Below are 25,936 nucleotides of genomic sequence, written 5' to 3' on the forward strand. Positions count from 1 at the left end.
CGGCCGCGTATGCGGCCGGCTGCGTCGTCATCGTGCGGACCCGCGCGCGAGGCGCGCCGCGGTCACTTCCGGTCGACGATCACCTGGTCGAACGTGCCGCCGTCGGCGAAATGCGTCTTTTGCGCGTTCGCCCAGCTGCCGAAAACCTGCTCGACGCTGAACGTCTTCAGCGCCTTGAATTCGGCCGCATGCTTCTTCAGCACGTTCGCGTCGCGCGGGCGCAGATGGTGCTGCGCGATGATCTCCTGCGCTTCCGGCGTGTACAGGTAGTCGAGATACGCCTGCGCGACCTTGCGCGTGCCCTTCTTGTCGACGACCTTGTCGACGACGGCGACCGGCGGCTCCGCGAGGATGCTCGCCGACGGATACACGGCGTCGAACTGCGCACCCGATGCGCCGGTGTCCATCAGCGCGACCTCGTTCTCGAACGTCACCAGCACGTCGCCGATGCCGCGCTGCGTGAACGTCGTCGTCGCACCGCGGCCGCCCGAATCGAGCACCGGCACGTTGCGGAAGATCGCCTTCTCGAAATCGAGCGCCTGCTGGTCGGTCGCACCCTTCAGCTTCTCGAAACCCCATGCGGCGAGATACGCGTAGCGGCCGTTGCCCGACGTCTTCGGGTTCGCGATGATGACCTGGACGCCCGGCTTCGCGAGATCGCTCCAGTCCTTGATCGCCTTCGGATTGCCCTTGCGCACGAGGAACACCATCGTCGTCGAGTACGGCGAGCTGTTGTCCGGGAAGCGTGCGCGCCAGTCCTTCGGCAGCAGCTGGCCGCGCTCGGCGAGCAGGTCGATGTCGTTCGGCTGGTTCATCGTCACGACGTCGGCCTGCAGCCCCTGCAGCACCGACAGCGCCTGCGCGCTGGACGCGCCGTGCGACTGCTTGATCGTGACGGTCTCGCCGGTCTTCTGCTTGTATGCGGCCGCGAAGCCCGTGTTGATGTCCTTGTACAGCTCGCGCGTCACGTCGTACGACACGTTCAGGATCGACGTGTCCGCATGCGCGGCCGTCGCCGCCACGACCAGCGCCGCCGCCGCGCCCGTGTGCAGCCAGCGGCCGATCCCCTTGATGCTTGCCATCGTGATATGCCCCGTTTCCAGTGGTGGTGAATGTGCGTGACGGCACGCGTACGCGCTGTCATCGAAACGTAAGCGGGCATTCTAGCGGCCGGGCGCGGCGCGCCTTCCAATCAGTCGTGGAAAGCAAATCTCGAATCCTGCTAAACGGCGGCCGGCGCTCGCGCGCGCCGCCGATCCGGTGTTAAGATCGCCGCTCAGCCCACTTACGGTTCATCCATGTCCGCACCCCTGCGCCCGCTTTCGATCCTCGCCGCCGTCGCGGCAGGTACGCGCGCGGCCGGGCTGAAACTGAAAAAACGACTCCTCGACTGACGGGGACGTCGCGTCCCGTCAGGCGAATGCCGGACGGGATGCCCGCAGGTCGTTTCATTCTCCTTGCACGCACGCCTCGCTCCGGCACACCGCCGGCGGAACGGTTCCTTCCCACTCCGTTTCCACCATGAGGCTTTGCATGAACACACGTTTCGAAGGTATCTGGCTGCCGATCATCACGCCGTTTCACCACGGCGAAGTCGACCATGCGGCGCTCGCGCGGCTTGCGCGTCGTTATGCGGCCGCGGGCATCGCGGGCTTCGTCGCGGGCGCGACGACCGGTGAAGGCGTCCTGCTCGACGCGCGCGAACAGGACGCGGTGTTCGCGACGCTGCGCGACGCGGCGCCCGGGCGGCCGATCGTCGTCGGGCTGACCGCGAGCGCGACGCATGTCGCGGCCGCGCGCGCACGCGAACTCGCGGCCCTGCGGCCCGACGGCCTGCTCGTCACGCCGCCCGTCTACGTGCGCCCGACGCAGGACGGCATCCGCCGCCATGTCGAGGCGATCGTCGACGCGGCCGACCTGCCGGTGCTCGTCTACAACATCCCGTACCGCACCGGCGTGAACGTCGAACTGGACACGCTGCAGGCGCTCGCGCGCGACCCGCGCGTCGCGGGCATCAAGGAATGCGGCGGCACGCTCGACCGGATGAGCCGTCTCGTGCACGACACGCCGCTCGCGATCCTGTCCGGCGACGACAACCAGAACTTCGCGGCGATGTGCGCCGGCGCGCACGGCGCGATCGCGAGCAGCGCGCACGTGCTGCCCGAATGGCACGTGCGCATTCATGCGCTACTGCGCGACGGGCGGCTCGCCGACGCGCGGCGCCTGTCGGTCGCGCTGCAGCCGCTCGTCGCAGCGCTGTTCGCGGAGCCGAACCCGGCGCCGGTGAAGGCCGTGCTCGCCGCGCAGGGGTGGTGCGAGGACGAGTTGCGGCTGCCGTTCGTGCCGGCGAGCGAAGCGCTGCGGGAGCGATTGGCAACGATCCGTGCCGCGCTCGAAGCAAGCGAGCCGGACGCCGCCGCGGCATGAGCCGCACCACCGCACATGGCGCCGCCGGCCGATGAATGCCGGCCCGACGCAGCGGCGTATCGAAGTCATCCGCGATTCGGGTCCTTCCCTTGCAGGACTCCGGATCGAATGGGTAGCGAGGCAGGCGCGAGGTGATCGGCAGAGGGGCGAACGAATCGCGCCCGTGGCGGCGACCGACGGTATCGTCAGGCCGCCAGCGCCGCCGCCCCGTCCGTCGCCTCCCTGACCGCCTGCGTCACGATCCGCGCGAGCCGGTCGACCGTCGGCGTCGCCGGCGACGTGCGCCGCAGCAGGATCAGCGGCAGGCTCGGCAGCTCCGGCAACCCGCACGACGCCGCGTCGAGCGCGCGCACCGATGCGGGCAGCCCGTAGCGCGAGCGCACCGTGAGCCCAAGGCCGGCCGCCGCCGCGGCCCACAACCCGGCGAGGCTCGGCGTCGTGAACGCGACGCGCCACGGCGTGCCGGCGCGGTCGAGCGCATCGGCCGCCGCGCCGAAGAACCGGCACGGCCGGTCGAACACGACGAGCGGCAACGGCTCGCCGGGCACGTGCCCGGCGCGGCCGCCCGTTTCATCCGCCTCACCGTCGGCCGCCGCGTCGCCGCCCTCCGGTACCCCGAATCCACCGCTCCCCACCGCGCCGATCCATTGCATCGGGACCTGCGCGATCGTTTCGCTGCCGATCCCCGCGCGCGACCCGAAATCGGCCGACGCCGGATCGCCCCACACGAGCGCCAGATCGAGCTGGTTCGCGTCGAGCCGGTCGAACAGGTCGGCATTGCGCGCCACGCGCGCCTCGATCCTCACCTTCGGATGCGCGCGCGCGAATCGCCCGAGCACGTCGGGCAGGATCGCCTCGCCGAAGTCTTCCTGCAGCCCGACACGCACCCAGCCGTCGAGGTTCACGCCGCGCACGGCCGCCGCGGCCTCGTCGTTCAGCGCGATCATGCGCCGCGCATAGCGCAGCATCGCGTCGCCGGCATCGGTCAGCGCGAGCCCGCGTCCGGCCTTCACGAACAGCGGCGTGCCGGCCTGCTCCTCGAGCTTGCGGATCTGCGCACTCACCGCCGACGACGAGCGCGCGACACGGTCGGCTGCCTTCGCAAAACTGCCGAGATCCACGCCCGCGACCAGGCTGCGCAACGCGGCCACGTCGAAATTGGGCCGCGCCAGCGCGGCATCGGCCACGGCGAGCGGCGCGCCGCCGCGCGGAAGGTCTTGTCCGGGCATCTCAATCATCCTGTTTTATCGAACGATTCATCAAAAACTTTCCGATTTTCAGGATGAATGTAGGCCGCCAGACTGTGGATGTCAATTTCCAACCGGGCCTGCCGTCATGGACACCTCGTGCATCGCTTCCCCCTCCTCGCCCGCCCGCGACGTACGCGGCCCGGCTCATCGCTGGCGCGTGCTGGCGGCCGGCGTCGCCGCGAACCTGAGCTTTTCGGCGGCCGCAGCCGGCATTCCGACCACGGCCGTGTGGATGCGCACGGCCTATCACCTCGACAACGGCGCGCTCGGCCTCGTGCTCGGCGCGCTCGGCTTCGGCGTCGCGCTGTCCGAGCTGCCGTGGGGGATCGCCGCCGACCGCTTCGGCGACCGCCGCGTGCTGCTGACCGGGCTCGTCGCGACGGCCGCGATGCTCGCGCTGATGGTGTGCACGATCGTCCCGAGCGCGCACGCGGTGCCGCCGCTGCTGCGCGTCGTCGCGGCGATGTGCTGCGTCGGCCTGCTCGGCGGCAGCGTCAACGGGTCGAGCGGACGCGCGGTGATGCGCTGGTTCGGCGAGCGCGAACGCGGGCTCGCGATGAGCATCCGCCAGACGGCCGTGCCGCTCGGCGGCGGCATCGGCGCGGCGTTGCTGCCGTCGCTCGCGTCGCATCTCGGCTTTGCCGCGGTGTTCGGTGCGCTGATGCTGCTGTGCGCGGGTTCGGCCGCACTCACGTGGCGCTGGCTGCACGAGCCGCCGGCCGAGCCGGCCGTGGCGCACCTCGTCGCGCATCGCCCCGTCGAGCGTCAGCCGTCCGTCCCGCATGCGCGCACCCCGCTCGCAAGCGGCCCCGTGTGGCGCATCGTGCTCGGCATCGGCCTGCTGTGCGCGCCGCAGTTCGCGGTGCTCACGTTCGCGACGGTGTTCCTGCACGACTTCGGCCGGCTCGGCCTTGCCGGCATCAGCGCGGCGATGGTCGCGCTGCAGCTCGGCGCGATGGTGATGCGCGTGTGGAGCGGCCGCCATACCGACCGGCACGGCAACCGGCGCGCGTATCTGCGCGGGTCGGTACTCGTCGCGGCCGGTTCGTTCGCGCTGCTCGCGGCGGCGACGGCCGGCAGCGCGCACGTGCCGTTCGCCGCGATCGTCGGGATTCTCGTGTTCGCGGGCATCTGCGTGTCGGCGTGGCACGGCGTCGCGTACACGGAGCTCGCGACGCTCGCGGGCGCGAACCACGCGGGCACCGCGCTCGGGATGGCGAACACGATCGTCTACCTCGGGCTGTTCGCGACCCCGCTCGCGATTCCGCCGCTGCTCGCGGTCAGCTCGTGGGGCGTGGTGTGGCTCGCGACCGCGCTGATCGCGGCTGCGACCTATCCGCTGTTCGCGCGATAACCGCGACACCTATGCAGCGCACGCCGTCAGAACTTGTACACGGCCGACAGCATCGCCGAGCGGCCGTCACCGAGTTCGACCGCGGACGATCTCGCCTCGCTCCCCGACACCTGGCGCACACGCTCGACATAGGCGCGGTCGAACAGATTGTCGATGTTCAGCTGAAAGCGCAGCCGGCGGTTCACGTCGTAGCCGGCCATCAGGTTGTGCACCCAGTACGCGCCGAGCGTGCCGTTCCCCTCCGACGTCACGTTGCGCCGGCCGACGAAGTGCGAGCCGTAGCCGAGCGTCCAGCCGGCCGGCAGGCGATAGGTCGTCCAGACATTGAACGCATGGCGCGGCGTATTGCCGAGTGCCTGGCCGTCGCGACGCGGCGACGCCGGCGAACTCAGCGTCACGCTCGCCAGATACGTGTAGTTCGCGAACACGTCCCATTGCGGCGTCACCTTGCCGGCCGCCCCGAGCTCGATGCCGCGCACGCGCTGCCTGCCCGCGAGCGCGTAGCTGCCGTCGGCCATCCGTTCGCGCGCGTTCTTCTTCTCCGTCTGGAACAACGCGCCGTTCAGCGCGAGTCCCGCCAGCCCTTCCCACTTCGCGCCGAGCTCGAGGCTCTCGTTCTTCTCCGGCGCCAGTGCGCCGGTCGCTGCGCTCACGCCGGACCCGGTCGTGACCAGGTATTCAGCCGACGGATTGAACGACGTGCCGTACGCGAAATACGCGCGCCCGTTCTCGGTCGGCTTGAACACCAGCCCCGCGCGCGTGCTCAGGTGCCGGCCGGCGCTGTCCGCACGTTCGGTCGGCTGGCCGGCCGGCGTGCTCCGCGACCAGCCGTCGATCCAGTCGTGGCGCAGCCCCACGTCGATGTTCCAGTATCGGCCGACCACAATCGTATCGAAGGCATAGAGCGCCTTGACGACGAGCGCCGTGTCGTTGCGTCCGCTGTCCCGACGCTGCGCGGGACCGCGCCATTCGCCCGGCGGCGCGGCCAATGAAAAACCGCCCGGCGGATAGAACCGGTTGAGCCCGTACGAGTATGTGGTGCGCCCATAGGTTTCCCGCGAGAGGTCGAAGCCCGCGACGAGTGTATGGCCAAGCCCGAGTGTGTCGAACGCGGCCGTGACGTTCGTTTGGTTGGCCCACATCGCCGTCGACGAATCGCGGCCGTAGCCTTGCGGCCCGGCCGGCCTGTAATGCCCGGGCGACACCCCCTGGAGATTGACGTGCGATGCGGAGATCGCGGTGTCGCGGCCCAGGTGCGCATACCGGCTCAGGTTCTGCAGCTTCAGGTTCGGCGAAAAGTCGTGCTCGGCCTTCACCGTGACGGCATCCGACGCGATGCGCTCGCGATCGAGGTTGCGCCACCCGAAGTAGCTGTCGCGCGACACGCCGGCCAGCACCTGTCCGCCGCGGGCCGGCAACCCGTAGTCGGGCAGGTTGTTGTCGTACTGATGGAAGTAGCCGAGCGTGACGCGCGTGGGCGTGCCGAGCCCGAAGGCAAGCGAGGGCGCCACGCCCCAGCGCCGCTTGCGGATGTCGTTCCGGCCGGGAACGTCGTTGACGTGCGCCATCGCGTTCAACCGGAATGCCGCACGGCCGTCGGTGCCCGGCAACGGCCGGTTCGCGTCGAGCGTCACGCGCCGGTAGTCGGACGTGCCGAGCACCGTGCCGGCCTCGACGAATGCGTCGCGCTTCGGCGCCTTGCTGACCAGGTTCACGGAGCCGCCGGTCGTGCCCGCGCCGCCGAACACCGAGTTGGGCCCCTTGATGACCTCGACCGCCTCGACGTTGAACAGATCGCTGCGATTGTTCTGCGCGCTGTCGCGCAGGCCGTCGAGCTGCAGGTTCGCATTCGCGCCGAAGCCGCGAATATTGAACATGTCACCCGACCCGCCGCCCCCCTCGCCCGCATTGAACGTGATGCCGGCGACGTTGGCCAGCGCGTCGCGCAAGCTCGTGACCTGCTGCTCGTCGAGCACCTCGCGCGGCACGACGGTAATCGTCTGCGGCACGTCGAGCAGCGGCGCCGCATACTTCGCCGAACCCGAGCGGTCGACGCGCGAGCCGGCGTCGCGGCTGCCCTGCACGACGATCGGGTCGAGATGCGGCGCCGGCCGCGGATCGGTTTCATCCGCGGACGCGGACGCGCACGTCATCATTGCAAGCGCGACGGAAGCCGTCGCGCGACGCGGCGGTGTCGCGCTCGACCGGATGCGGTATGTCATGGTCACTCCATTTCTTGGATGAGAATGATTCCCATTCAAAAGAAATGGCTGCAACATGGCAATTGGACACGTTCGAATTTCGTGATCCGAACGAAATGACAGACCCAGTATCGCGCCGCGCGAGATCCCCAACGTGTCAGCCGGCCTCGCGCGCCAGCGCACGCCGCGCGGCCGGCCGTTCGGCCTCGCGCTGCGCATGGGCCGTCCACGCCGCATGCCGCGTCATGTCGAGTCCGATCGCGGCGCCCCAGCGATACAGCACGAACAGGAACGGATCGACGATCGAATGCGCACCCGGTTCGGCCCACGTGCGGCCATCGGCGAGCGCTGCTTCGATCGACGCGTTCGCCGCTTCGATCGTGCCGCGCCCGTGCGCGCTGACCGCGCCGTGCAGCGCCGGATCGCCGATGAAGCGGCCCGGCCGCCACAATGCGCCGTAACCGACGCCGTGCACCCAGCCGACCAGCCACGCAAGCCACTCGTGACACCGCGCCTCGCGCAGCGGATCGCCGAGCGGCAGCAATTGCGCGTCCGGATAGCGGCGCGCGAGATACGTGAGGATCGCCGGCGTTTCGGTCAGCACGCGCGGCTCGCCCGGAATCGCGAGCACGGGCACGCGCGCCTTCGCGTTGATCGCGAGATAGGGCGCCGCGAGGTTCTGCTGCTTCTGCACCGAGACGATCTCGACGTCGAACGGCGCGCCGGTTTCCTCGAGCGCGATGTGGGCGGCAAGCGAGCAGGCGCCCGGCGAAAGATAGAGACGGTAGGCGTTCATGGTGTGTGCCCCGACGGGGATGTGGAAGACGGAACCGAGTGTAGGAACGCGTACCGACGGGCGGCAAACGATGAATTGTCGTGCTCGGCCATTAGTGTTACTAATACCCGCATGCGACGCATCCACCTCCCTCCGCTGCAGACGCTGCGCGCGTTCGAAACCGCCGTGCGGCTGCAGAGCTTCACGCGCGCGGCCGACGAACTCGCGCTCACGCAAGGCGCGGTCAGCCAGCACATCCGCGCGCTCGAGGCGCAGCTCGGCTATCCGCTCTTCACGCGCGAACGCAACGGCGCGACGCCGACGCACGCCGCGCATGCCCTCGCGCTGCAGGTGCGCCAGGGCCTGAGCGTGCTCGAACGCGCGTTCGAGCCGGCACTCGCGGTACGCCGCCGCCCGCGCACCTGCGACGTGACGCTGAACGTCAGCGTGCTGCCGAGCGTCGCCGAGCGCTGGCTCGCGCCGCGCCTGCCGCGCTTCACGGCCGCGCATCCGCACATCGCGATCGCGCTGCACCTGGACGTGGCGCTCGCGCCGCTGCGCAAGCGCGACCGCATCGACGTCGCGCTGCGTTACGGGCCCGGTACCTGGCCGGGCGTCGTCGCCGAAAAACTGATGAACGAGACGATCTTCCCGGTCGCGAGCCCCGCGTACCGCAATCGTGACGGCATCGCACCGCGCACGCCCGCCGATCTCGTGCGCGCGACGCTGCTGCGCCATCCGGCGCAGCCGTGGGAACCGTGGTTCCAGGCGGCACGACTCGACCTCACCGAATCCGCGCGCGCGCCACGCTTCACCGACGCGAACGCGCTGATCGACGCGACGCGGCAAGGCCGCGGCGTCGCGCTCGCGCGCCGCTCGCTGATCGAGCCCGAACTCGCGGACGGCACGCTCGTGCGCGTGTCGACGGTGCGCATCACCGACGTGTATGCGCATTACGTCGTGTGGCGCCCCGGCCATCCTCACGAAGCGGCGATCCGCACCTGGCTCGACTGGCTGCGCAGCGAAGTGCGACGCAGGACGCCGCGGCGCTGACGCCGCGCGATCGGCCGCGCACGCCCGTCGCGAACGGTCATGCCGTCGCGTATCGCGTTGCGCGTCCGCGTAAAAGTGCCGGGCCCGCCTCGCGCGCCGGGAAATATTGCCGCCCCGCGATCGCGCGAAAGTGTTTGGTCAGGCGCGCGAAAGCATTCCGCGATCATGCGCCGGTCGCAAACGATTCACCGAAACGTCGCATCGCATCGGCATACTCGAAAACGTTTCCCGATCAGCCCGCCAGGAGAGAAGTCATGCGCCGCGTTTCCGTCGCCGTCGTTCTTTGTGCCGCCGTTTTCGTCGCCGCCTGCAGCGACGACGCGCCGCACGACGCTCACGCGACCGACGCCTCCCAGCAAGGCAGCGCATCGGCCGGCTCCGCCAGCGCGTTCAACAGCGAGGCAGCCGCGGGCGGTGCCGCATCCGATGCCGCGCCGCTCGCGCCGCCCGTCGTGCACTACCCGCCCGATGACGACGACGACGCGAAGCCGGCGCCGAACGCGGCCGCGTCGAGCGCCGCGGCGTCGTCGCCGGGCTGATCCCGCCGCTTCCGTCCCCCGACCGCAGAACCGAGGTGAACCACATGACGTCATCGAGCCGCCGCCGTTTCCTGCATACCGTCGCACAATCCGCGGGCGCCGCCGTCGCGCTCAACGCCTTTCCCGAATCGATCCGCCGCGCGCTCGCGATTCCCGCCGCGCGCGGCACCGGCACGATCCGCGATGTCGAGCACATCGTCGTGTTCATGCAGGAGAACCGCTCGTTCGATCATTACTTCGGACACCTGCGCGGCGTGCGCGGCTACAACGACCGCTTCCCGATCCCGCTGCCGAACGGCAAGCCGGTGTGGTACCAGCCGTCGAAGGCCGATCCGGGCAAGCCCGTGCTGCCGTTCCGGCTGAACACGCTGACGACGAGCGCGCAGTGCGTCGGCGATCTCGACCACTCGTGGTACAAGACGCACGCGGCGATCGACGGCGGCCGCTACGACCAGTGGCCCGCGAACAAGACCGACATGACGATGGGCTATCACGTGCGCGAGGACATTCCGTTCCACTACGCGCTCGCCGACGCGTTCACCGTATGCGACCACTACTTCTGCTCGCTGCCGGGCCCGACGCATCCGAACCGTTCCTACCTGATGACGGGCACGGTCGACCCGACCGGCAAGTTCGGCGGCCCGCTGCTCGACAACAGCGACTACGTCGACGGCGACGGGCCGCCCGCCTACCAGCTGCTGTCGTGGACGACCTTTCCCGAGCGTCTCGACGCGCACGGCGTGTCGTGGCAGATCTACCAGCAGGGCACGACGGGCAACGATCCGTACAACGGCAACTACGGCACGAACGTGCTGCAGAACTTCGCGAACTTCATCAACGCGAAGCCCGGTTCCTCGCTGTACCAGCGCGCGCAGACGGTACGCACGCTCGACCACCTGAAGGACGACGTGATCAACGACCGGCTGCCGCAGGTGTCGTGGCTGTGCCCGCCGGCCGCGTTCTCCGAGCATCCGAAATACACGCCGGCGTACGGCGCGAACTACACGTCGCAGATCCTCGATGCGCTCACGTCGAACCCGGACGTGTGGCGCAAGACCGTGCTGTTCATCATGTACGACGAGAACGACGGCTTCTTCGACCACATCGTGCCGCCGCAGCCGCCGACGTCGGCCGCGCAGGGCGCGTCCACCGTGACGACCGACGGCGAGCTGCATACGGTCGTGAACCCCGGCCGCGGCGGCAGCTACACGGCCGACGGCCTGCCGTACGGCCTCGGGCCGCGCGTGCCGATGACGGTCGTGTCGCCGTGGACCAAGGGCGGCTACGTCTGCTCGCAGGTGTTCGACCATACGTCGGTGATCCGCTTCATCGGCGCGCGCTTCGGCATCGACGAACCGAACATCACGCCGTGGCGCCGCACGGTGTGCGGCGACCTCACCGCCGCGTTCGACTTCCGCTCGTCGGATACCGCGTTCCCGCCGCTGCCGGATACCAGCCAGTACCGTTCGATCGCGGACCAGCAGTGCACGTCGCAGCCCGCGCCCACCGTGCCCGCGACGCCGTCGCCGGTCGATCCGCAGGAGGCCGGCGTGCGGCCCGCGCGCGCCCTGCCGTACGAACTGCATGTGAACGCGACCCTCGACGGCGGAACGAAGCTGCGCATCGAATTCGCGAACCGCGGCAACCAGGGCGCGCACTTCCACGTGTACGCGACGAACCGCACCGACGGCCCGTGGCGCTATACGGTCGGCGCGCGCCGCGTGCTGCACGCGGACTTCGACCTGACGGCGACGCACGGCGTGTATGCGTTCGCGGTGTACGGGCCGAACGGGTTCGTGCGGATGTTCTCCGGCAACGTGCCGGCCACGGCCGCGCCGCACCGCAATCCGGCCCAGCCGGAGGTGAAGGCCGGCTACGACGTCGCGAACGGGAACCTGTACCTGAAGCTGCGCAACCACGGTGGCGCGCATGTCACGCTGACGCTGACCGACAACGCATACGGCGCGCCGTCGCGGCAGGTGACGCTGCACGGCGGCGACGAGCGGGTCGAGCAGTGGGCGCTCGCGTCGAGCCACCAGTGGTATGACGTGACGGTCAGCGACGGCGCGAGCGGCACGTTCTCGCGCCGCTTCGCGGGCCACGTCGAAAACGGCCGGCCGAGTTATTCGGATCCGGCCGCCGTCAAGCCCGTCGCCGCGTCGTAAGCGCGACGGCCCGCGCCGTCAGACCGCGTGCGCCAGCGCGCGGTCGACGAGCGCGGCTTCGAAGCCGTCGTCCGCGTCGCGAAAGCGCAGCGGCGCCGCGCAGTGCACCAGCGTATCGATGAAGTATTTCGCGCGCGGCCACGGCCCGAAGCCGGCCGCCGTGTTGATGTGCCCGGCGTCGCCCAGGTTCACGAACGCGCTGCCGAGGCGCTGCGCGAGCGTGCGCGCGTCGGCGAGCGGCATCCACGGATCGGTCTCGCTGCCGATCACGATCGACGGCACCGCGAGCCGGCGTGCGTCGAACGGCCCGGCGAACGTGAATTTCTTCGGGCTGGCCGGCGCGACGAACAGCACGCCCGCGACATCGCCCGTATGCGGCCCCTGCGCGAGCGCATGCGCGGTCGCGAGGCAGCCGAAGCTGTGGGCGGCGAGCACGAACGGCCCGCGCTCGCGTTCGAGCAGCGTGCGCACCGAGTGCGCCCAGCCGGCGAGATCGGGGGCGTCCCAGTCGTCCTGCTCGACGCGCAGCGAACGCGGGAATTGCCGCTCGAGCCAGGTCTGCCAGTGAGCGCCTTCGCTGCCGTGCAGACCCGGAACGGTGACGAGCCGCGGCGGCCACGCCGATTTGCTGCATGCGCTCATGATTGCCCTCGCTTGCTTGAAGACGAGGTTCGATTGTGGCGCCGCGTCCCCGGCGGCCGAACCAATATTTTGTGCTTTGCTTTTGCGTGGGGCGGCCATCCGTGGGCCGGCCATCCCGCGCGGCCATCCGCGTGCCGGCCGCCTGCGCGGGCCCGCGCGACGGCGCAATGTGCCGCGAAACCGTAGAATGTGGGCTTCCCGTCAGCTTCACACCGAGCCGGGCCGGGCGCCGATGCGCCGGGCCCGCTCGCCAGGAGACGCCCGATGTTCGCTACGCCTGCCGGCGCGCCGCGCCCGGCTCCGCTCGCCTTGCCCGTGACGCGCCCCGCCGGCGCGCACGCCGTCACGCAATGAAGATCCTGTTCTACTCCCCGCACCAGGAAGCCGGCGCATGGCGCGACGAGATCGCCCACGCGCTGCCGGAAGCCGAGCTGCGCGCGTGGCAGCCGGGCGACACGGCCGCCGCCGACTACGCGCTCGTGTGGCGCGCGCCGCGCGAATTCTTCGCGCCGCGCGACGGCCTGCGCGCGATCTTCAATCTCGGCGCGGGCGTCGACGCGCTGCTCGCGCTCGAGCGCGCGCATCCGGGCACGCTGCCCGCGCACGTGCCGCTGGTGCGGCTGGAAGATTCGGGCATGGCACGGCAGATGGTCGAGTACGTGACGCACGCGGTGCTGCGCTACCTGCGCCGCTTCGACGAATACGACGCGCTGCAGTGCGAGCGCCGCTGGCAGCCGCTCGACCCGCATCCGCGCGCGAGCTTCACCGTCGCCGTGCTCGGCCTCGGCGTGCTCGGCACGCAGGTCGCGCGCGCCCTCGCCGCGCTCGGCCTGCCCGTGCGCGGCTACAGCCGCAGCGCGAAGCAGCTCGACGGCATGACGACCTTCGCCGGCGACGGCGCATTCGACGCCTGCATCGACGCCGCGAAGGTGCTCGTCAACCTGCTGCCGAGCACGCCCGACACCGACGGCATCCTGTCGGCGCGCGCGTTCGCGCGGCTCGCGCCCGGCGCGTACGTCGTCAACGTCGCGCGCGGCGCGCATCTCGTCGAGGCCGACCTGCTCGACGCGCTCGCGAGCGGCCGGATCGCCGCGGCCACGCTCGACGTGTTCCAGCACGAACCGCTGCCGGAAGACCATCCGTTCTGGCATACGCCGCGCATCACGATCACGCCGCACAGCTCGGCCGAGACGCTGCGCGCGGAGGCCGTCGAGCAGATCGCCGGCAAGATCCGCGCGTTCGAGCGCGGCGAACGCGTCAGCGGCGTCGTCGACTACGCGCGCGGCTACTGAATTCCGCCTCGAGAGAAACCAGGAGACAACCATGACGTTCCCCACCGCCGTCAAGATCGTCGAAGTCGGCCCGCGCGACGGGCTGCAGAACGAGAAGACCTTCGTGCCGACCGACGTGAAGATCGCGCTCGTCGACCGGCTGTCGCGCGCCGGCTTCCGCAACATCGAGGCCGCGTCGTTCGTGTCGCCGAAATGGGTGCCCCAAATGGCCGACGGTGCCGACGTGATGGCCGGTATCGAACGCCGCGCGGGCACCGTGTACTCGGTGCTCACGCCGAACCTGAAGGGTTTCGAGAATGCGCTCGCCGCACGCGCGGACGAGGTCGTGATCTTCGGCGCGGCGAGCGAGGCATTCTCGCAGCGGAACATCAACTGCAGCATCGCCGAGAGCATCGCGCGCTTCGAGCCCGTCGCGAAGGCCGCGAAGGATGCCGGCCTGCGGCTGCGCGGCAGCGTGTCGTGCACGCTCGGCTGCCCGTACCAGGGCGAGGTGCCGGTCGCGTCGGTCGTCGACGTCGTCGAGCGCTTCGCGGCGCTCGGCTGCGACGAGATCGACATCGCCGACACGATCGGCGTCGGCACGCCGAAGCGCACGCGCGAGGTGCTCGCGGCCGTCACGCGCGTGTTTCCGCGCGAGCGCCTGTCGGGCCACTTCCACGACACCTACGGCCAGGCGCTCGCGAACATCTACGCGGCGCTGTTCGAAGGGATCGAGATCTTCCACGCCTCGGTCGCGGGTCTCGGCGGCTGCCCGTACGCGAAGGGCGCGACCGGCAACGTCGCGACCGAGGACGTGCTGTACCTGCTGCAGGGCCTCGGCATCGACACCGGCATCGATCTCGCGCAGGTCGTCGCCGCCGGCGACTTCATCTCGAACGCGATCGGCCGCGCGAACGTGTCGCGCGCCGGTCGCGCATTGCTCGCCAAGGCACAAAGCGCGGCCGACGACGCGGCCTGCGTGTAACCACGGCACTCCATGGATTCATCAACATGACGACACCTGCTTCATTCGATTCCCTCCCCGATTCCGCGCGACGCGTCGCGCTGTTGCTGCGCGAGCGCGGCCACGCGAAAGGCATCGTGATGCTCGCCGAAACCGGCAAGACGTCGGCCGAGGCCGCGGCCGGGCTCGGCTGCTCGGTCGCGCAGATCGCGAAGTCGATCCTGTTTCGCCGGCAGTCGGACGGCGCGCCCGTGCTGGTGGTCGCGAGCGGCGTCAATCGCGTCGACGAGAAGAAGGTTGCCGCGCAGGTCGGCGCGGTCGGCCGCGCGGACGCGAAATTCGTGCGCGACAACACCGGCTACGCGATCGGCGGCGTCTGCCCGATCGGCCATCTCGTCGAACCCGTCACGCTGATCGACGCCGACCTGCTCGCGCTCGACAGCCTGTGGGCGGCCGCCGGCCATCCGCACGCGGTGTTCAACCTGTCGCCGCACGAACTCGTGTCGTTGACCGGCGCGCCGGTCGCGGACGTCGCGTTGCGGGACCCGGCATGAGCGACGTGCCGCTGCCGGTCGGCACGGTCGCGTCGCCGTGCACCGACGTCTGCCGGATCGATCCGCGCACCGACTGGTGCGCGGGCTGCCTGCGCACGCGCGGCGAGATCAAGGGATGGCGCACGTCGGACGACGACGCGAGGCGTGCGCTGCTCGCGCGGCTCGACGCGCGGCGGCGCCTGCTCGCCGGAAGCGAGACATAAAAAAAAGCCGTTCAGCCTCGCGGGCGAACGGCGTCGAGATCGGAATCCTGTGAACGTGATCAACGTCACAGCCCGCATCATACGAGCGACGCGGCCGCATTGCATCGGGTGTTTCCCTACAACTTCTTACAGCGTTTTCCACGCGTGCGCGCGGGCCGCTTTCGCGCGCAATCGTCGCTCCCGAAACGGGCGCCCGGCGGGCGGCGGCGGCATCGTTCGGCCATGCCGAATCGTACGATCGTTTCAGTTGCCGATCGCCGCGCGACGCGCGGGCACGATGCGCCAGCCGAGGTTCACGCCGGCCGCCGCGAGCAGGATCAGCAGCGCGCCAAGCACCTGCGACCACGCGAGCGTCTGCCCGAACGCGAAGTGATCGACGACGATCGCGACGACCGGGTAGACGAACGACAGCGCGCCGGTCATCGCGGTCGGCAGCTTCTGGATCGCGCCGTACAGCAGCACGTACATCAGGCCCGTGTTGACGACGCCGAGCACGATCAGGTCGAGCCACTGCCCGGCCGTCGCGGGCAGCGTGCCGAAGTGCGCGAACGGCGCGAGCAGCACGATGCCGATGCCGGCCTGCAGCAACGCGAGCAGGTGCGGCGGCGTCCCCTTCAGATGCTTCGTGACGATCGACGAGATCGCGTACAGGAACGCCGCGCCGAGCGACAGCGCCACGCCCTCGAGATACTCGCCGGGCACCGCGAGCACGGACGGCTCGACGCGCACCACGAACACGAGCCCGGCGAAGGCGAGCGCGAGCCACGCGACCGTCGACGCGGTGATCCGTTCGCGGAACACGATCGCGCCGAGCGCGACGAGCATGAACGGCTGGGTGTTGTAGACGGCGGTGGCCATCGAGATCGACGCCCGCGAATACGCGGCGAACAGCAGCAGCCAGTTCGCGACGATCGCGACGCTGCCGAGCGTCGCGAGCGCGAGCATGCGCGGCGAGAACAGCGAGCGGCGCAGGAAGCCGAACGCCGCGCAGACGATCGCGAGCGTCGCGGCGCCGAACAGGCAGCGGAAGAACACGACATTCGTCAGCGGCTGCTGCGACGACATCACGAGCCAGCCGATCGTGCCGGACATCAGCATCGCGACGACCATCTCGGCGCCGCCGCGGCGAATTTCATTCGAGGCCATCATGAACTCCGTTGAAGAGACTGGATGACTTCGATTCTAGAAACTTGCTTTCGCCGAAACCACGGCTAAACTGAAGCGAATCAGCCGATTGACCTTCGAAAGCAAAGCAATCATGCCGAAACGCCTTTCTCCTCCCGCCGTCGCGTCGCTCGACGCGACCGACCGCGCGATCCTCGCGGCGCTCGCCGACGATGCGCGCATCGCGACCAGCGAACTCGCCCGGCAGATCGGGCTGTCGGCGCCCGCCACCGCCGACCGCGTGCGGCGGCTCGAGGCGCAGGGCGTGATCGCCGCGTTCACCGTCGAGCTCGACCCGCGCGCGCTCGGCTACACGTTGCAGGCGATCGTCCGCGTGAAGCCGCTGCCGGGCCAGTTGCACCTGGTCGAGGAGTTGTTGCGGCGCATTCCCGAATTCGTCGAATGCGACAAGGTCACCGGCGAAGACTGCTTCATCTGCCGGCTCTACCTGCGCACGATCGCGCACCTCGACGACATCCTGTCGAAGGTGACCGAGCGCGCGGAGACGAGCACCGCGATCGTGAAATCGACACCGGTGCCGCGACGCCTGCCGCCGCTGGCCGACGACGACCACGCGCAGCGCTGAGCAGCGGGCCGCGCGCGCTGCCCGCACGCACCGCTACGCAGCCGGGTCGCGCGCTTCGAAGAACGCGAGCAGTTCGTCGATCAGCGCGACGGGCGCCTCTTCCGGAATGTAGTGGCCGCAGTCGAGCGCACGGCCGCTGACGTCGCGCGCGACGCGTCGCCATTCGTCGAGCGGATCGAAGCAGCGGCCGACGATCCCGTGCTCGCCCCACAGTACGCGCAGCGGGCACGCGACCTTGTTGCCGCGCTCGAGATCGGCGCGGTCGTGCTCGAGGTCGATCGTCGCCGACGCGCGATAGTCCTCGCACATCGCATGCACGGCGCCCGGCTGCGCGAGCGCCGCGCGATAGGCGTCGAGCGCCGCGGGCGCGAACGGCGCGAGCCCGGCCGAGCGGTTGCCCATCACGCGCTCGATGTAGGCATCGGTATGGGCGCCGATCAGCGTCTCGGGCAGCGGCGCCGGCTGGATCAGGAAGAACCAGTGGAAATACGCGGTCGCGAATGCGCGGTCGGTTTTCTCGTACATCGCGAGCGTCGGCGCGATGTCGAGCAGCATCATCCGCTCGACGGCGTCCGCGTGATCGAGCGCGAGGCGGTGCGCGACCCGCGCGCCGCGATCGTGCGCGCACACGTGGAACTGCTCGAAGCCGAAATGCCGCATCACCGCGACCTGGTCGGCCGCCATCGCCCGTTTCGAATACGGCATGTGCCGCGCGTCGCTCGGCGGCCGGCCCGACGCGCCGTAGCCGCGCAGGTCGGTGGCGATCACCGTGAAATGATTCGCAAGCGTCGCGGCGACGCGATGCCAGATCATGTGGGTTTGCGGATGCCCGTGCAGCAACAGAAGCGGCGGACCCGCGCCTCCTTTGACACCGAAGATGTCGGTGTCCTGCACCGTCACGCGAAACGGTGCAAACGCCTCAAACGACATGGTTTGTTTCTCGTTGGTTTGTTATGGCGGCTATTTTAGGAGCGCCGGTGCGTCTACACAGCGGGGTAACCACCCGAAACCGTAGAAAGAGAACACTCCCTCGATTGCCGCCCCACCGCGCATTTTGTTAAGCTCGCGTAGAATCGCACGACCGTTCGTATTAATATGAACGCCATCGAGCGCACCGCGGTTCGCGGCTACACTCGAATCACCGTTCGCACGCCAAGCATGGTGTCGGCGCCACGCGACCGCGCGGGCGCCGACGGCCCCTGGAGACTGGAGACATCACATGGCATTGCCCGCTGTCCTGCAGAACCTGACGCTGCCCGTCATCGCGTCGCCGATGTTCATCGTCAGCTACCCCGAACTCGTGCTCGCGCAATGCAAGGCGGGCATCGTCGGTTCGTTCCCCGCGCTCAACGCGCGTCCGGCCGAGCAGCTCGACGCGTGGCTCACGCAGATCCAGTCGGAGCTGGCCGACCACAAGGCGAAACACCCCGACGCGGTGATCGGCCCGATCGCGGTCAACCAGATCGTCCACCAGTCGAACGCGCGGCTCGAGCACGACGTGCGCGTGTGCGTCGAGCACAAGGTGCCGATCTTCATCACGAGCCTGCGCGCGCCGGCGCGCGAGATCGTCGACGCGGTGCACAGCTACGGCGGCATCGTGCTGCACGACGTGATCAACCTGCGCCACGCGCAGAAGGCGCTCGAAGCCGGCGTCGACGGGCTGATCCTCGTCGCGGCCGGCGCCGGCGGCCACGCGGGCACGACGTCGCCGTTCGCGCTGGTCGGCGAAGTCCGCAAGATCTTCGACGGCCCGATCGTGCTGTCCGGCTCGATCGCGAACGGCGGCTCGATCCTCGCCGCGCAGGCGATGGGCGCTGACCTCGCGTACATGGGCACGCGCTTCATCGCGACGCAGGAAGCGCACGCGGTCGAGGACTACAAGCGCGCGATCGTCAACGCGAAATCGTCGGACATCATCTACACGAACCTCTTCACCGGCGTGCACGGCAACTACATCCGCGAGAGCATCGAGAAAGCCGGCCTCGATCCCGAGGCGCTGCCGGAATCCGACAAGACCAAGATGAATTTCGGCAGCGACAAGACGAAGGCGTGGAAGGACATCTGGGGCGCCGGCCAGGGCGTCGGCCTGATGGACGACCTGCCGAGCGTGGGGGCGCTCGTCGAGCGGCTGAAACGCGAGTACGACGACGCGAAGACGCGGCTCGGCATCCCGCGCTGACGCATGCGGCGGCCCCCGCCGCCGCGATCGACACGCCAACCGTCGGCACCAACAAAAAAGCGCGAACCGCTGCGGTTCGCGCTTTTTTTTGTTGCCCCGCCGCGGCGGAATCCGCGGCTCAGACCACCCGCTTCATCCGCGTGATCGGCAGCACGCGCAGGCGCGATTCGATCGACGGGCACAGCGACTGCCCTTCGAAACGCGCCGCGAGGAAATCGACGAACGAGCGCACCTTCGCGGACACGTGACGACGGCTCGCGTACACCGCATAGATCGGCGCTTCGTGCGGCGGCACCGAATCGAGCAGCACCGGCACGAGCCGGCCCGACTCGATGTCGTCGCCGACCACCTCGGTGCCGAGCAGCGCGATGCCCGCGCCGGCGAGCACGGCTGCGCGCAGCCCTTCGAGATGATTCACGATCAGGTTGCCGTTCAGGTTCACGCGCGACGCGGCGGCCGCGTCGATCACCAGCGAATCGAGCATCGTCGAATTCGAATCGCGCCGCAGGTAGTTGTGGTGCGCGAGATCGGCGATCGTCTGCGGCGTGCCGTGCTTCTCGAGATACTCGGGCGACGCGACCAGCAGGATGTGCGCAGTCGCGATCTGCCGCGCGACCAGCGACGACGATTTCAGGCCGTTCGGCGCCGCGCGCACCGCGACGTCGTAGCCTTCCTCGATCAGGTCGACCACGCGATCGGACAGCGTCATGTCGACGGTCACGTCCGGGAAGCGGCCCGCGTAATCGGTGACGGCCTGCATCACGTGCCGCAGCCCGAACGCGGACAGCGACGTCACGCGCAGCCTGCCCTGCGGCACCACGCTCGCGGCGCCGACGGCCTGCCCGGCTTCGTCGAGTTCGGACAACGCCTGCACGAGGCGCTCGTAGTATTCGCGTCCCGCCTCGGTAGGCGCGACGCGTCGTGTCGTGCGATGCAGCAGGCGCGCGCCGAGCTGCTGCTCGAGATGCATCACGTGCTTGCTCGCCATCGCAGCCGACATCTGCATGCGCTCGGCCGCGCCGACGAAGCTGCCCACTTCGACGACGTAGCGAAACACATTCATGCTGACGAGGGTATCCATCGAACTAGCTCGTAATGACGGGGGGAATGGTCCAATTACGAGATAGGGTAACAAAGGCGAGGAAACAGAAAGGTCAAGAAAGGCAAAACGGCGCCGCGTGTGGCGGCGCCGTTTCTGGCGGGAAAACATGCAGCCGGAACGCGCGATTTACACGCGCGGCCCGCGCACCGTTCGCGCGTGCGCGTCAGAACTTCGCGCGGATACCGGCACCGAACGTGTTGCCGGTCGACAGGCCGCTGATGTGGTCGTTCATGTAGGCCGCGTAGACGTCCGTGCGCTTGGACAGCGGATAGTCGTAGCCGACGGCCCAGGTCTGGCGCGTCTGGTCGAGGCCGCCCGCGTCGCGCGAGTACGCGTACGACGCCATCGCGTTGCCCACGCCGAGCGGCACGGACACGCCGCCCTGCGCGGTGTTCACGTGCCAGCTTCCCGCGACCTGGTCGTTCTTCGTATACATGTACTGGCCGAACAGCTTCACGAGCTTCAGGTCGTAGGTCGCGCCGACCAGCGCGATCCCCTGACTCTTCATGCCGGCGACGAGCGCGCTCAGATCCTGCGGGCCGTTGTTGAAGTTCACGTACTGATACATCGCGGTCGCCGCGAACGGGCCGTTCGCGTAGTTGAACTGCGCGCTCCACTTCTTCGAACGGTTGTCGCCGGCCTGGTTGCCGAGCGCGTACATCGCGCCGAAGTTCAGGCCGCCGAACGAAGGCGACGTGTACGACAGCGCGTTGTTCCAGCCCGAATCGCCGACCGCGCCCTGGTCGCTCGGATAGGTCGGGAACGTGCCGAGGCCGAGGAACACGTGATACACCATCGGCGAGAAGGTGTACGAGTCGTAGAACGGGTTGAACAGGATCGTCGACAGGAACAGGTGCGTCGTCAGGCGGCCGGCCGTCACCGTGCCGTACGGCGAGCTGATGCCGACGTACGCGTTGCGCGCGAAGAACGTGTCGCCCTGGAAGCGGCCGTACTGGCCGTTCTGCGCACGGAAGAAGCTTTCCAGCGTGAAGATCGCCTTGTAGCCGCTGCCCAGATCCTCGGCGCCGTGCAGGCCCCAGTACGACGTCGACATCCCGCCGCCCGACACGTTCCATGCGCGATCGCTGCCCGGGAACTTGGTCGCGCCGACCCATTCGTCGACCTGGCCGTAGAGCGAGACGCTCGATTGCGCGTGGACGGGTGCGGCGGCCGCCACGCAGGCGGCTGCGGCGATCAGCTTGACGGACGTGCGCGAGGCACGGCGAGCGAATCCTTTCATGGGATCTCCAGGTTTTGTCGAATAGTCGATAAGTGGCGCGAGCGTTGTTTTTTGGAGCCGAGTGCTTGCGTCGTATGGGGCGCAGCCATCTTTACGGATCATTCGTCCGGTCAAAATTGCGCACACTTATTGCGGGTATAGCGGCGGCATTAACTTCGCGGGATCGATACATGGCCGGATGCACGGCGGCGGCCCGGCGCGAACGCGGTCGCGCGGCGCAGCGGCGGCGTGGCATACGCGTGCCGGGCGCGAAAGATAGCGCAATGCGACGGGAAAATCAGCGGAAATCTGCGCGCGACTGTGGCGAATTCGCATCAGCCGGCGGGGGGGCGAATGCCGGGGCGCTCAGTTTCGGTAGAACGGGGAGAAAAACGGCGAGTGCGAAGGTTCTTCCTGCGAGCGGGGCGGCGGCATCGGACGGCCGCCGCGCTCCTCGTTGTAGCGCGCAACGTCGGCGCGGATCGACCCGGCACGCAGCGGCACGTTGCCGCCGCCCGGCGGGCGCGGCATCTGGCGCGCCTCGGCGCTGATCGGGCGATACGGGCTTTGCGCGGCGTAGTGGCCGTACGACGGCGTCGGCCGCAGCCCCCAGCGGGAGCCGGAGCCGCTCACGCCGCCGGGGCGCATCCCGCCGGGCGGCGGAACGCGGCGCCAGACCGGCACGCCGCCGGGCCCGCCGCCATTCGGCTGACCGTACGCGCGCATGTCGCCGCCACCGAAGCCGTGGCCGCCGAACCCATGACCGCCGTGGGGCGGTTGCGCGAGCGCGAGCGGCATCAGCAACGTGCCGAGCACGCCTGCCACCCATCGTCCGATCTTCCGTTTCACCCGTTCCGTCATCGTTCAGTGCCCGTCCACGCCCGCCGCCGGCTCCTTTCGGCCGACCCAAGGCTTTCAGCAGTAATTTATGAGCGGCCCGAAACTGTGTCGAGCCAAAAAGTGTTATGTCGCGGGCACCGGTGTAACACCATGTTACTGCTAGGTTTTTTCACTTCAGGGCGCGATCGCGACAGAACATTCTTCTGCCATCCCGCGTGTCGCCGGGCCGCTGCGACAGCCGCCGTTACATGCAATCAGTTCATCAATCGATTCCCACAATGAATTTGTGTAGTGAATCGTCAACCGGGACAATGACGCCATCCGCGCGCGCGACGCGCGCCTCCGTCGTTTCCGAATCGAGTTCCCGATGGCCCGTCCCCGTTTTCTTCCCGACAACTTCACGCTCGCGCTCGTCGGCACCGTCGTGCTCGCGAGCCTGCTGCCCTGCCGCGGCCCGGCCGCCCACGCGTTCAACTGGGCGACCAACATCGCCGTCGGCCTGCTGTTCTTCCTGCACGGCGCGAAGCTGTCGCGCGAAGCCGTCGTCGCGGGCGCGACCCACTGGCGGCTGCACGCGGTCGTGCTGCTCAGCACGTTCGCGCTGTTCCCGCTGCTCGGCCTCGCGCTGAAACCCGTGCTGCAGCCGCTCGTCACGCCGACGCTGTATGCGGGCGTGCTGTTCCTGTGCACGCTGCCGTCGACGGTCCAGTCGTCGATCGCGTTCACGTCGATCGCGAAGGGCAACGTGCCGGCCGCCGTGTGCGCGGCATCCGCGTCGAGCCTGCTCGGGATCTTCGTCACGCCGGCGCTCGTCGGGCTGATGATCACGTCGCAGTCGGCCGGCGCCGCGTCGCCGTGGAGCACCGTCGGCAGCATCGTGATGCAGCTGCTCGTGCCGTTCATCGCCGGTCAGTTGCTGCGCCCCGTGATCGGCGGCTGGATCGACCGCAACCGCGGCGTGCTGCGCTTCGTCGACCAGGGCTCGATCCTGCTGGTCGTCTACGTCGCGTTCAGCGAGGCCGTCAACGAGGGCCTGTGGCACCAGATCCCGCCGCGCGCGCTCGGCGGCCTGCTCGTCGTCAACCTCGTGCTGCTCGCGATCGCGCTGCTGCTGACCGCGTTCGTCAGCAAGCGGCTCGGCTTCAACCGCGCCGACCAGATCACGATCATCTTCTGCGGATCGAAGAAGAGCCTCGCGGCCGGCGTGCCGATGGCGAAGGTGATCTTCTCGGCGAACGCGGTCGGCGCGGTCGTGCTGCCGCTGATGCTGTTCCACCAGATCCAGCTGATGGCGTGCGCGGCGCTCGCGCAGCGCTGGGGCGCGCGCGACATGAGCGGCGAGCACGACGAGGGCGACGCGACGTCCGCGTCCGGCGCGCTGAGCGCGGGCAAGCGCTGACGCGGGGAAGGCAGGACGGCCGCCGGAAGGCCGCCGCCCCTTCTCCTGCCGGCCTTCCGGGCGTGCACCGACACGCGTGCGGCGCGATGCGCCATCGGCGCCCATCGTGTCACGAAATCTTCATTCAATTCCGCGCGAGCGCTGCCGTTAAGCCGGACGTCCCGTCGATTCGGCTGCCCTCGCCCATGCCCGCGCTCCCCACCGACTCCGCTGCCGCCCGCACCACGCGCCTGATCGCGGATCGCGCGCTCGCGGCCGTCTTCCAGCCGATCGTCGACCTCCGGTCGGGGATGGTCGTCGGTTACGAAGGACTGATCCGCGGCCCGCGCGGCACGGACCTCGAACCGCCCGCCGCGCTGTTCGCACAGGCCGCGCGCGAAGGCGAGACCATCGCGCTCGAGCAGGCCGCCGCGCTCACCTGCCTCGACGCGTTCGCGGCGCTCGGCTGCGACGGCAAGCTGTTCCTCAATTTCAGCGCCGGGACGATCCTCGCGCTCGCCAGCAAACGCGAGCGCGCACGGCAGTTCCTCGGCCGCGCGCGGGTCGGCGCCGAGCGCATCGTGATCGAGCTGACCGAGCAGAATGCGATGCCCGATGTCGCGCACATCGGGCCGGCGGTCGCGTCGCTGCGCGACGCCGGCGTCCAGTTCGCGCTCGACGACTACGGCACCGCGAACGCGAGCATGAACCTGTGGCTGCGCCTGCAGCCGGACGTCGTGAAGATCGACCGCTTCTTCATCCACGACATCGCGCGCGACCCGCTCAAGTTCGAGGCCGTGAAGGCGATGCAGCACTTCGCGCAGGCGAGCGGCGCGCAACTGATCGCGGAAGGCATCGAGAACGAATGCGACCTGATCGTCGTGCGCGACATGGGGATCTGCTGCGTGCAGGGCTTCCTGCTCGGCCGGCCGAACGCGCGGCCGTCGCGCGTCGTCGCGCCGGCCGCGCGCGACGCGATCCGCGCGCCGCACATCGCGGTGTTTCCCGGCGCGACGCGCTCGGTGCGGCCGGCCGGCACGATCGCCGGGAAGATGCTGGTGCCCGCGCCGGCGCTGCCGCGCGACGCGACCAGCAACGACGTGCTCGAGCTGTTCAACCGGATGCCCGACCTGCACGCGGTCGCGCTCGTCGAACGCGGGCGGCCCGTCGCGCTCGTGAATCGCCGCGGCTTCATCGACCGCTTCGCGTTGCCGTATCACCGCGAGGTGTTCGGGAAGAAGCCGTGCCTGCAGTTCGCGAACGACGCGCCGTTGATGATCGACAACGCAACGACGTTCGAGCAGCTCGCAAGTCTGCTCGCGAGCCACGACCAGCGCTATCTCGCGGACGGCTTCGTGATCACCGAACACGGCCGCTACGTCGGGCTCGGCACCGGCGAGAGCCTGGTGCGCGCGGTGACCGAGATGCGCATCGAGGCCGCGCGCTACGCGAATCCGCTGACATTCCTGCCCGGCAACATCCCGATCAGCGCGCACATCGACCGCCTGCTGCAGCGCGACGCCGGCTTTCACGCGTGCTACGTCGACCTGAACCAGTTCAAGCCGTTCAACGACCAGTACGGCTACTGGCAGGGCGACGAGGTGCTGAAGTTCGCCGCGACGGTGCTGGCCGGCGTGTGCGATCCGCAGCGCGACTTTCTGGGCCACGTCGGCGGCGACGATTTCCTCGTGCTGTTCCAGCGCGACGACTGGCGCGAACGCGCGGCCGACGCGATCGCGCGCTTCAACGACGGCGCGCGGCTCTTCTACACGCAGGCCGACCGGCAGGCGGGCGGGCTGCACGGCGAGGACCGCCACGGCAACCCGGCGTTCTTCGGCTTCGTGACGATGGCGATCGGCGCGGTCGGCGTACCGGCCGGCGCGCATGGCGCCAAACGGTACGGCAGCGACGAGATCGCATCGGTCGCGGCGCTCGCGAAGCGGCGCGCGAAACAGCAGCCGGACGGGCTGGCGGTCGTCGATCTCGACGCGGGCCGCGCCGCGCTGCGCCATCGCGGCGAACCGCCGGCCGCGGCGGCAGGCTGAGCGGCACGCGGTTCGCCGCGATGGC

At 69.4% G+C, this 25,936-nt stretch carries 23 protein-coding genes; 13 read left to right on the forward strand and 10 right to left on the reverse strand.

Features of this window, described 5'->3' with window-relative positions; translation table 11 throughout:
- Nucleotides 1-62: 62 nt before the first annotated feature.
- A complete protein-coding gene (locus G3N62_RS14195) occupies nucleotides 63-1,082 on the reverse strand; it encodes a sulfate ABC transporter substrate-binding protein (protein ID WP_034189147.1) in 1,020 nt (339 codons plus the stop codon).
- A 451-nt stretch (nucleotides 1,083-1,533) separates the two neighbouring features.
- Here G3N62_RS14195 and dapA point away from each other — a divergent pair, with 451 nt between their 5' ends.
- Nucleotides 1,534-2,427: a 4-hydroxy-tetrahydrodipicolinate synthase gene (gene dapA / locus G3N62_RS14200; RefSeq protein WP_124670243.1), complete on the forward strand. Its 894-nt coding sequence runs from the start codon at nucleotides 1,534-1,536 to the stop codon at nucleotides 2,425-2,427.
- Nucleotides 2,428-2,612: 185 nt separating this feature from the next.
- Here dapA and G3N62_RS14205 read toward each other — a convergent pair whose 3' ends face one another.
- Entirely contained in the window at nucleotides 2,613-3,656 is a 1,044-nt protein-coding gene (locus G3N62_RS14205; RefSeq protein ID WP_059558898.1) for a LysR substrate-binding domain-containing protein, read from the reverse strand.
- A gap of 106 nt (nucleotides 3,657-3,762) precedes the next feature.
- Between G3N62_RS14205 and G3N62_RS14210 the strand changes: the two genes are divergently transcribed.
- Complete coding sequence (locus tag G3N62_RS14210) at nucleotides 3,763-5,031, forward strand: MFS transporter (RefSeq protein WP_059558860.1); 1,269 nt, start codon at nucleotides 3,763-3,765, stop codon at nucleotides 5,029-5,031.
- A 26-nt stretch (nucleotides 5,032-5,057) separates the two neighbouring features.
- On the opposite strand, the gene G3N62_RS14215 is transcribed toward G3N62_RS14210, so the two are convergent.
- Nucleotides 5,058-7,253 carry a TonB-dependent siderophore receptor gene (locus tag G3N62_RS14215; protein ID WP_124670244.1) on the reverse strand — a complete coding sequence of 732 codons (2,196 nt, stop codon included), beginning with the start codon at nucleotides 7,251-7,253 and terminating at the stop codon, nucleotides 5,058-5,060.
- 136 nt (nucleotides 7,254-7,389) lie between these two features.
- Nucleotides 7,390-8,028, reverse strand: a complete 639-nt coding sequence (locus tag G3N62_RS14220) for a glutathione S-transferase (protein ID WP_034189142.1) — start codon at nucleotides 8,026-8,028, stop codon at nucleotides 7,390-7,392.
- 111 nt (nucleotides 8,029-8,139) lie between these two features.
- On the opposite strand from G3N62_RS14220, the gene G3N62_RS14225 reads away from it, so the two are divergent.
- The 3 genes from G3N62_RS14225 to G3N62_RS14235 all read left to right on the forward strand — a co-directional run bounded on the left by G3N62_RS14225 (nucleotide 8,140) and on the right by G3N62_RS14235 (nucleotide 11,764).
- Nucleotides 8,140-9,060: a LysR substrate-binding domain-containing protein gene (locus tag G3N62_RS14225; RefSeq protein WP_059558865.1), complete on the forward strand. Its 921-nt coding sequence runs from the start codon at nucleotides 8,140-8,142 to the stop codon at nucleotides 9,058-9,060.
- A 254-nt stretch (nucleotides 9,061-9,314) separates the two neighbouring features.
- Nucleotides 9,315-9,599: a hypothetical protein gene (locus G3N62_RS14230; RefSeq protein WP_124670245.1), complete on the forward strand. Its 285-nt coding sequence runs from the start codon at nucleotides 9,315-9,317 to the stop codon at nucleotides 9,597-9,599.
- A gap of 44 nt (nucleotides 9,600-9,643) precedes the next feature.
- Complete coding sequence (locus G3N62_RS14235) at nucleotides 9,644-11,764, forward strand: phospholipase C, phosphocholine-specific (RefSeq protein ID WP_124670246.1); 2,121 nt, start codon at nucleotides 9,644-9,646, stop codon at nucleotides 11,762-11,764.
- Between the two features lie 18 nt (nucleotides 11,765-11,782).
- Here G3N62_RS14235 and G3N62_RS14240 read toward each other — a convergent pair whose 3' ends face one another.
- Nucleotides 11,783-12,406: an alpha/beta hydrolase gene (locus tag G3N62_RS14240; RefSeq protein ID WP_034189138.1), complete on the reverse strand. Its 624-nt coding sequence runs from the start codon at nucleotides 12,404-12,406 to the stop codon at nucleotides 11,783-11,785.
- Between the two features lie 350 nt (nucleotides 12,407-12,756).
- Between G3N62_RS14240 and G3N62_RS14245 the strand changes: the two genes are divergently transcribed.
- From G3N62_RS14245 to G3N62_RS14260, 4 genes are read left to right on the forward strand one after another with little or no spacing between them, the layout of a single operon-like run.
- Entirely contained in the window at nucleotides 12,757-13,698 is a 942-nt protein-coding gene (locus tag G3N62_RS14245; protein ID WP_049028960.1) for a glyoxylate/hydroxypyruvate reductase A, read from the forward strand.
- Between the two features lie 31 nt (nucleotides 13,699-13,729).
- Entirely contained in the window at nucleotides 13,730-14,662 is a 933-nt protein-coding gene (locus tag G3N62_RS14250; RefSeq protein WP_034189136.1) for a hydroxymethylglutaryl-CoA lyase, read from the forward strand.
- Between the two features lie 26 nt (nucleotides 14,663-14,688).
- Nucleotides 14,689-15,195, forward strand: coding sequence for a YbaK/EbsC family protein (locus tag G3N62_RS14255; RefSeq protein ID WP_034189135.1), 507 nt, complete (start codon nucleotides 14,689-14,691; stop codon nucleotides 15,193-15,195).
- Nucleotides 15,192-15,398, forward strand: coding sequence for a DUF1289 domain-containing protein (locus G3N62_RS14260; protein WP_034189134.1), 207 nt, complete (start codon nucleotides 15,192-15,194; stop codon nucleotides 15,396-15,398). Before G3N62_RS14255 ends, G3N62_RS14260 begins: the two co-directional genes overlap by 4 nt.
- 243 nt (nucleotides 15,399-15,641) lie before the next feature.
- Here the strand turns inward: G3N62_RS14260 and G3N62_RS14265 are convergent, their stop codons facing one another.
- On the reverse strand, nucleotides 15,642-16,544 hold the full coding sequence (locus G3N62_RS14265; RefSeq protein ID WP_059558901.1) for a DMT family transporter: 903 nt from the start codon (nucleotides 16,542-16,544) through the stop codon (nucleotides 15,642-15,644).
- Nucleotides 16,545-16,656: 112 nt separating this feature from the next.
- Here G3N62_RS14265 and G3N62_RS14270 point away from each other — a divergent pair, with 112 nt between their 5' ends.
- The gene (locus G3N62_RS14270) at nucleotides 16,657-17,148 is read left to right on the forward strand and encodes an Lrp/AsnC family transcriptional regulator (protein WP_034189293.1); all 492 of its coding nucleotides are present in this window, start codon (nucleotides 16,657-16,659) and stop codon (nucleotides 17,146-17,148) included.
- Nucleotides 17,149-17,181: 33 nt separating this feature from the next.
- Here the strand turns inward: G3N62_RS14270 and G3N62_RS14275 are convergent, their stop codons facing one another.
- Nucleotides 17,182-18,078, reverse strand: coding sequence for an alpha/beta hydrolase (locus tag G3N62_RS14275; protein WP_034189132.1), 897 nt, complete (start codon nucleotides 18,076-18,078; stop codon nucleotides 17,182-17,184).
- Between the two features lie 289 nt (nucleotides 18,079-18,367).
- On the opposite strand from G3N62_RS14275, the gene G3N62_RS14280 reads away from it, so the two are divergent.
- A complete protein-coding gene (locus G3N62_RS14280; RefSeq protein ID WP_059558873.1) occupies nucleotides 18,368-19,327 on the forward strand; it encodes a nitronate monooxygenase family protein in 960 nt (319 codons plus the stop codon).
- Between the two features lie 118 nt (nucleotides 19,328-19,445).
- Here the strand turns inward: G3N62_RS14280 and G3N62_RS14285 are convergent, their stop codons facing one another.
- The 3 genes from G3N62_RS14285 to G3N62_RS14295 form a co-directional block, all read right to left on the reverse strand.
- On the reverse strand, nucleotides 19,446-20,408 hold the full coding sequence (locus G3N62_RS14285) for a LysR family transcriptional regulator (RefSeq protein ID WP_059558877.1): 963 nt from the start codon (nucleotides 20,406-20,408) through the stop codon (nucleotides 19,446-19,448).
- Between the two features lie 184 nt (nucleotides 20,409-20,592).
- A complete protein-coding gene (locus G3N62_RS14290) occupies nucleotides 20,593-21,669 on the reverse strand; it encodes a porin (RefSeq protein ID WP_034189129.1) in 1,077 nt (358 codons plus the stop codon).
- A 345-nt stretch (nucleotides 21,670-22,014) separates the two neighbouring features.
- Nucleotides 22,015-22,509, reverse strand: a complete 495-nt coding sequence (locus tag G3N62_RS14295) for a hypothetical protein (RefSeq protein WP_034189128.1) — start codon at nucleotides 22,507-22,509, stop codon at nucleotides 22,015-22,017.
- 346 nt (nucleotides 22,510-22,855) lie between these two features.
- Between G3N62_RS14295 and G3N62_RS14300 the strand changes: the two genes are divergently transcribed.
- Both G3N62_RS14300 and G3N62_RS14305 read left to right on the forward strand, forming a co-directional pair.
- The gene (locus G3N62_RS14300) at nucleotides 22,856-23,887 is read left to right on the forward strand and encodes a bile acid:sodium symporter family protein (RefSeq protein WP_034189127.1); all 1,032 of its coding nucleotides are present in this window, start codon (nucleotides 22,856-22,858) and stop codon (nucleotides 23,885-23,887) included.
- Nucleotides 23,888-24,072: 185 nt separating this feature from the next.
- Entirely contained in the window at nucleotides 24,073-25,911 is a 1,839-nt protein-coding gene (locus G3N62_RS14305; RefSeq protein ID WP_124670247.1) for a phosphodiesterase, read from the forward strand.
- Nucleotides 25,912-25,936: the final 25 nt, after the last annotated feature.

Origin of the sequence: Burkholderia sp. Tr-20355 (assembly GCF_017104685.1) — a bacterium.
GTDB lineage: Bacteria > Pseudomonadota > Gammaproteobacteria > Burkholderiales > Burkholderiaceae > Burkholderia > Burkholderia seminalis.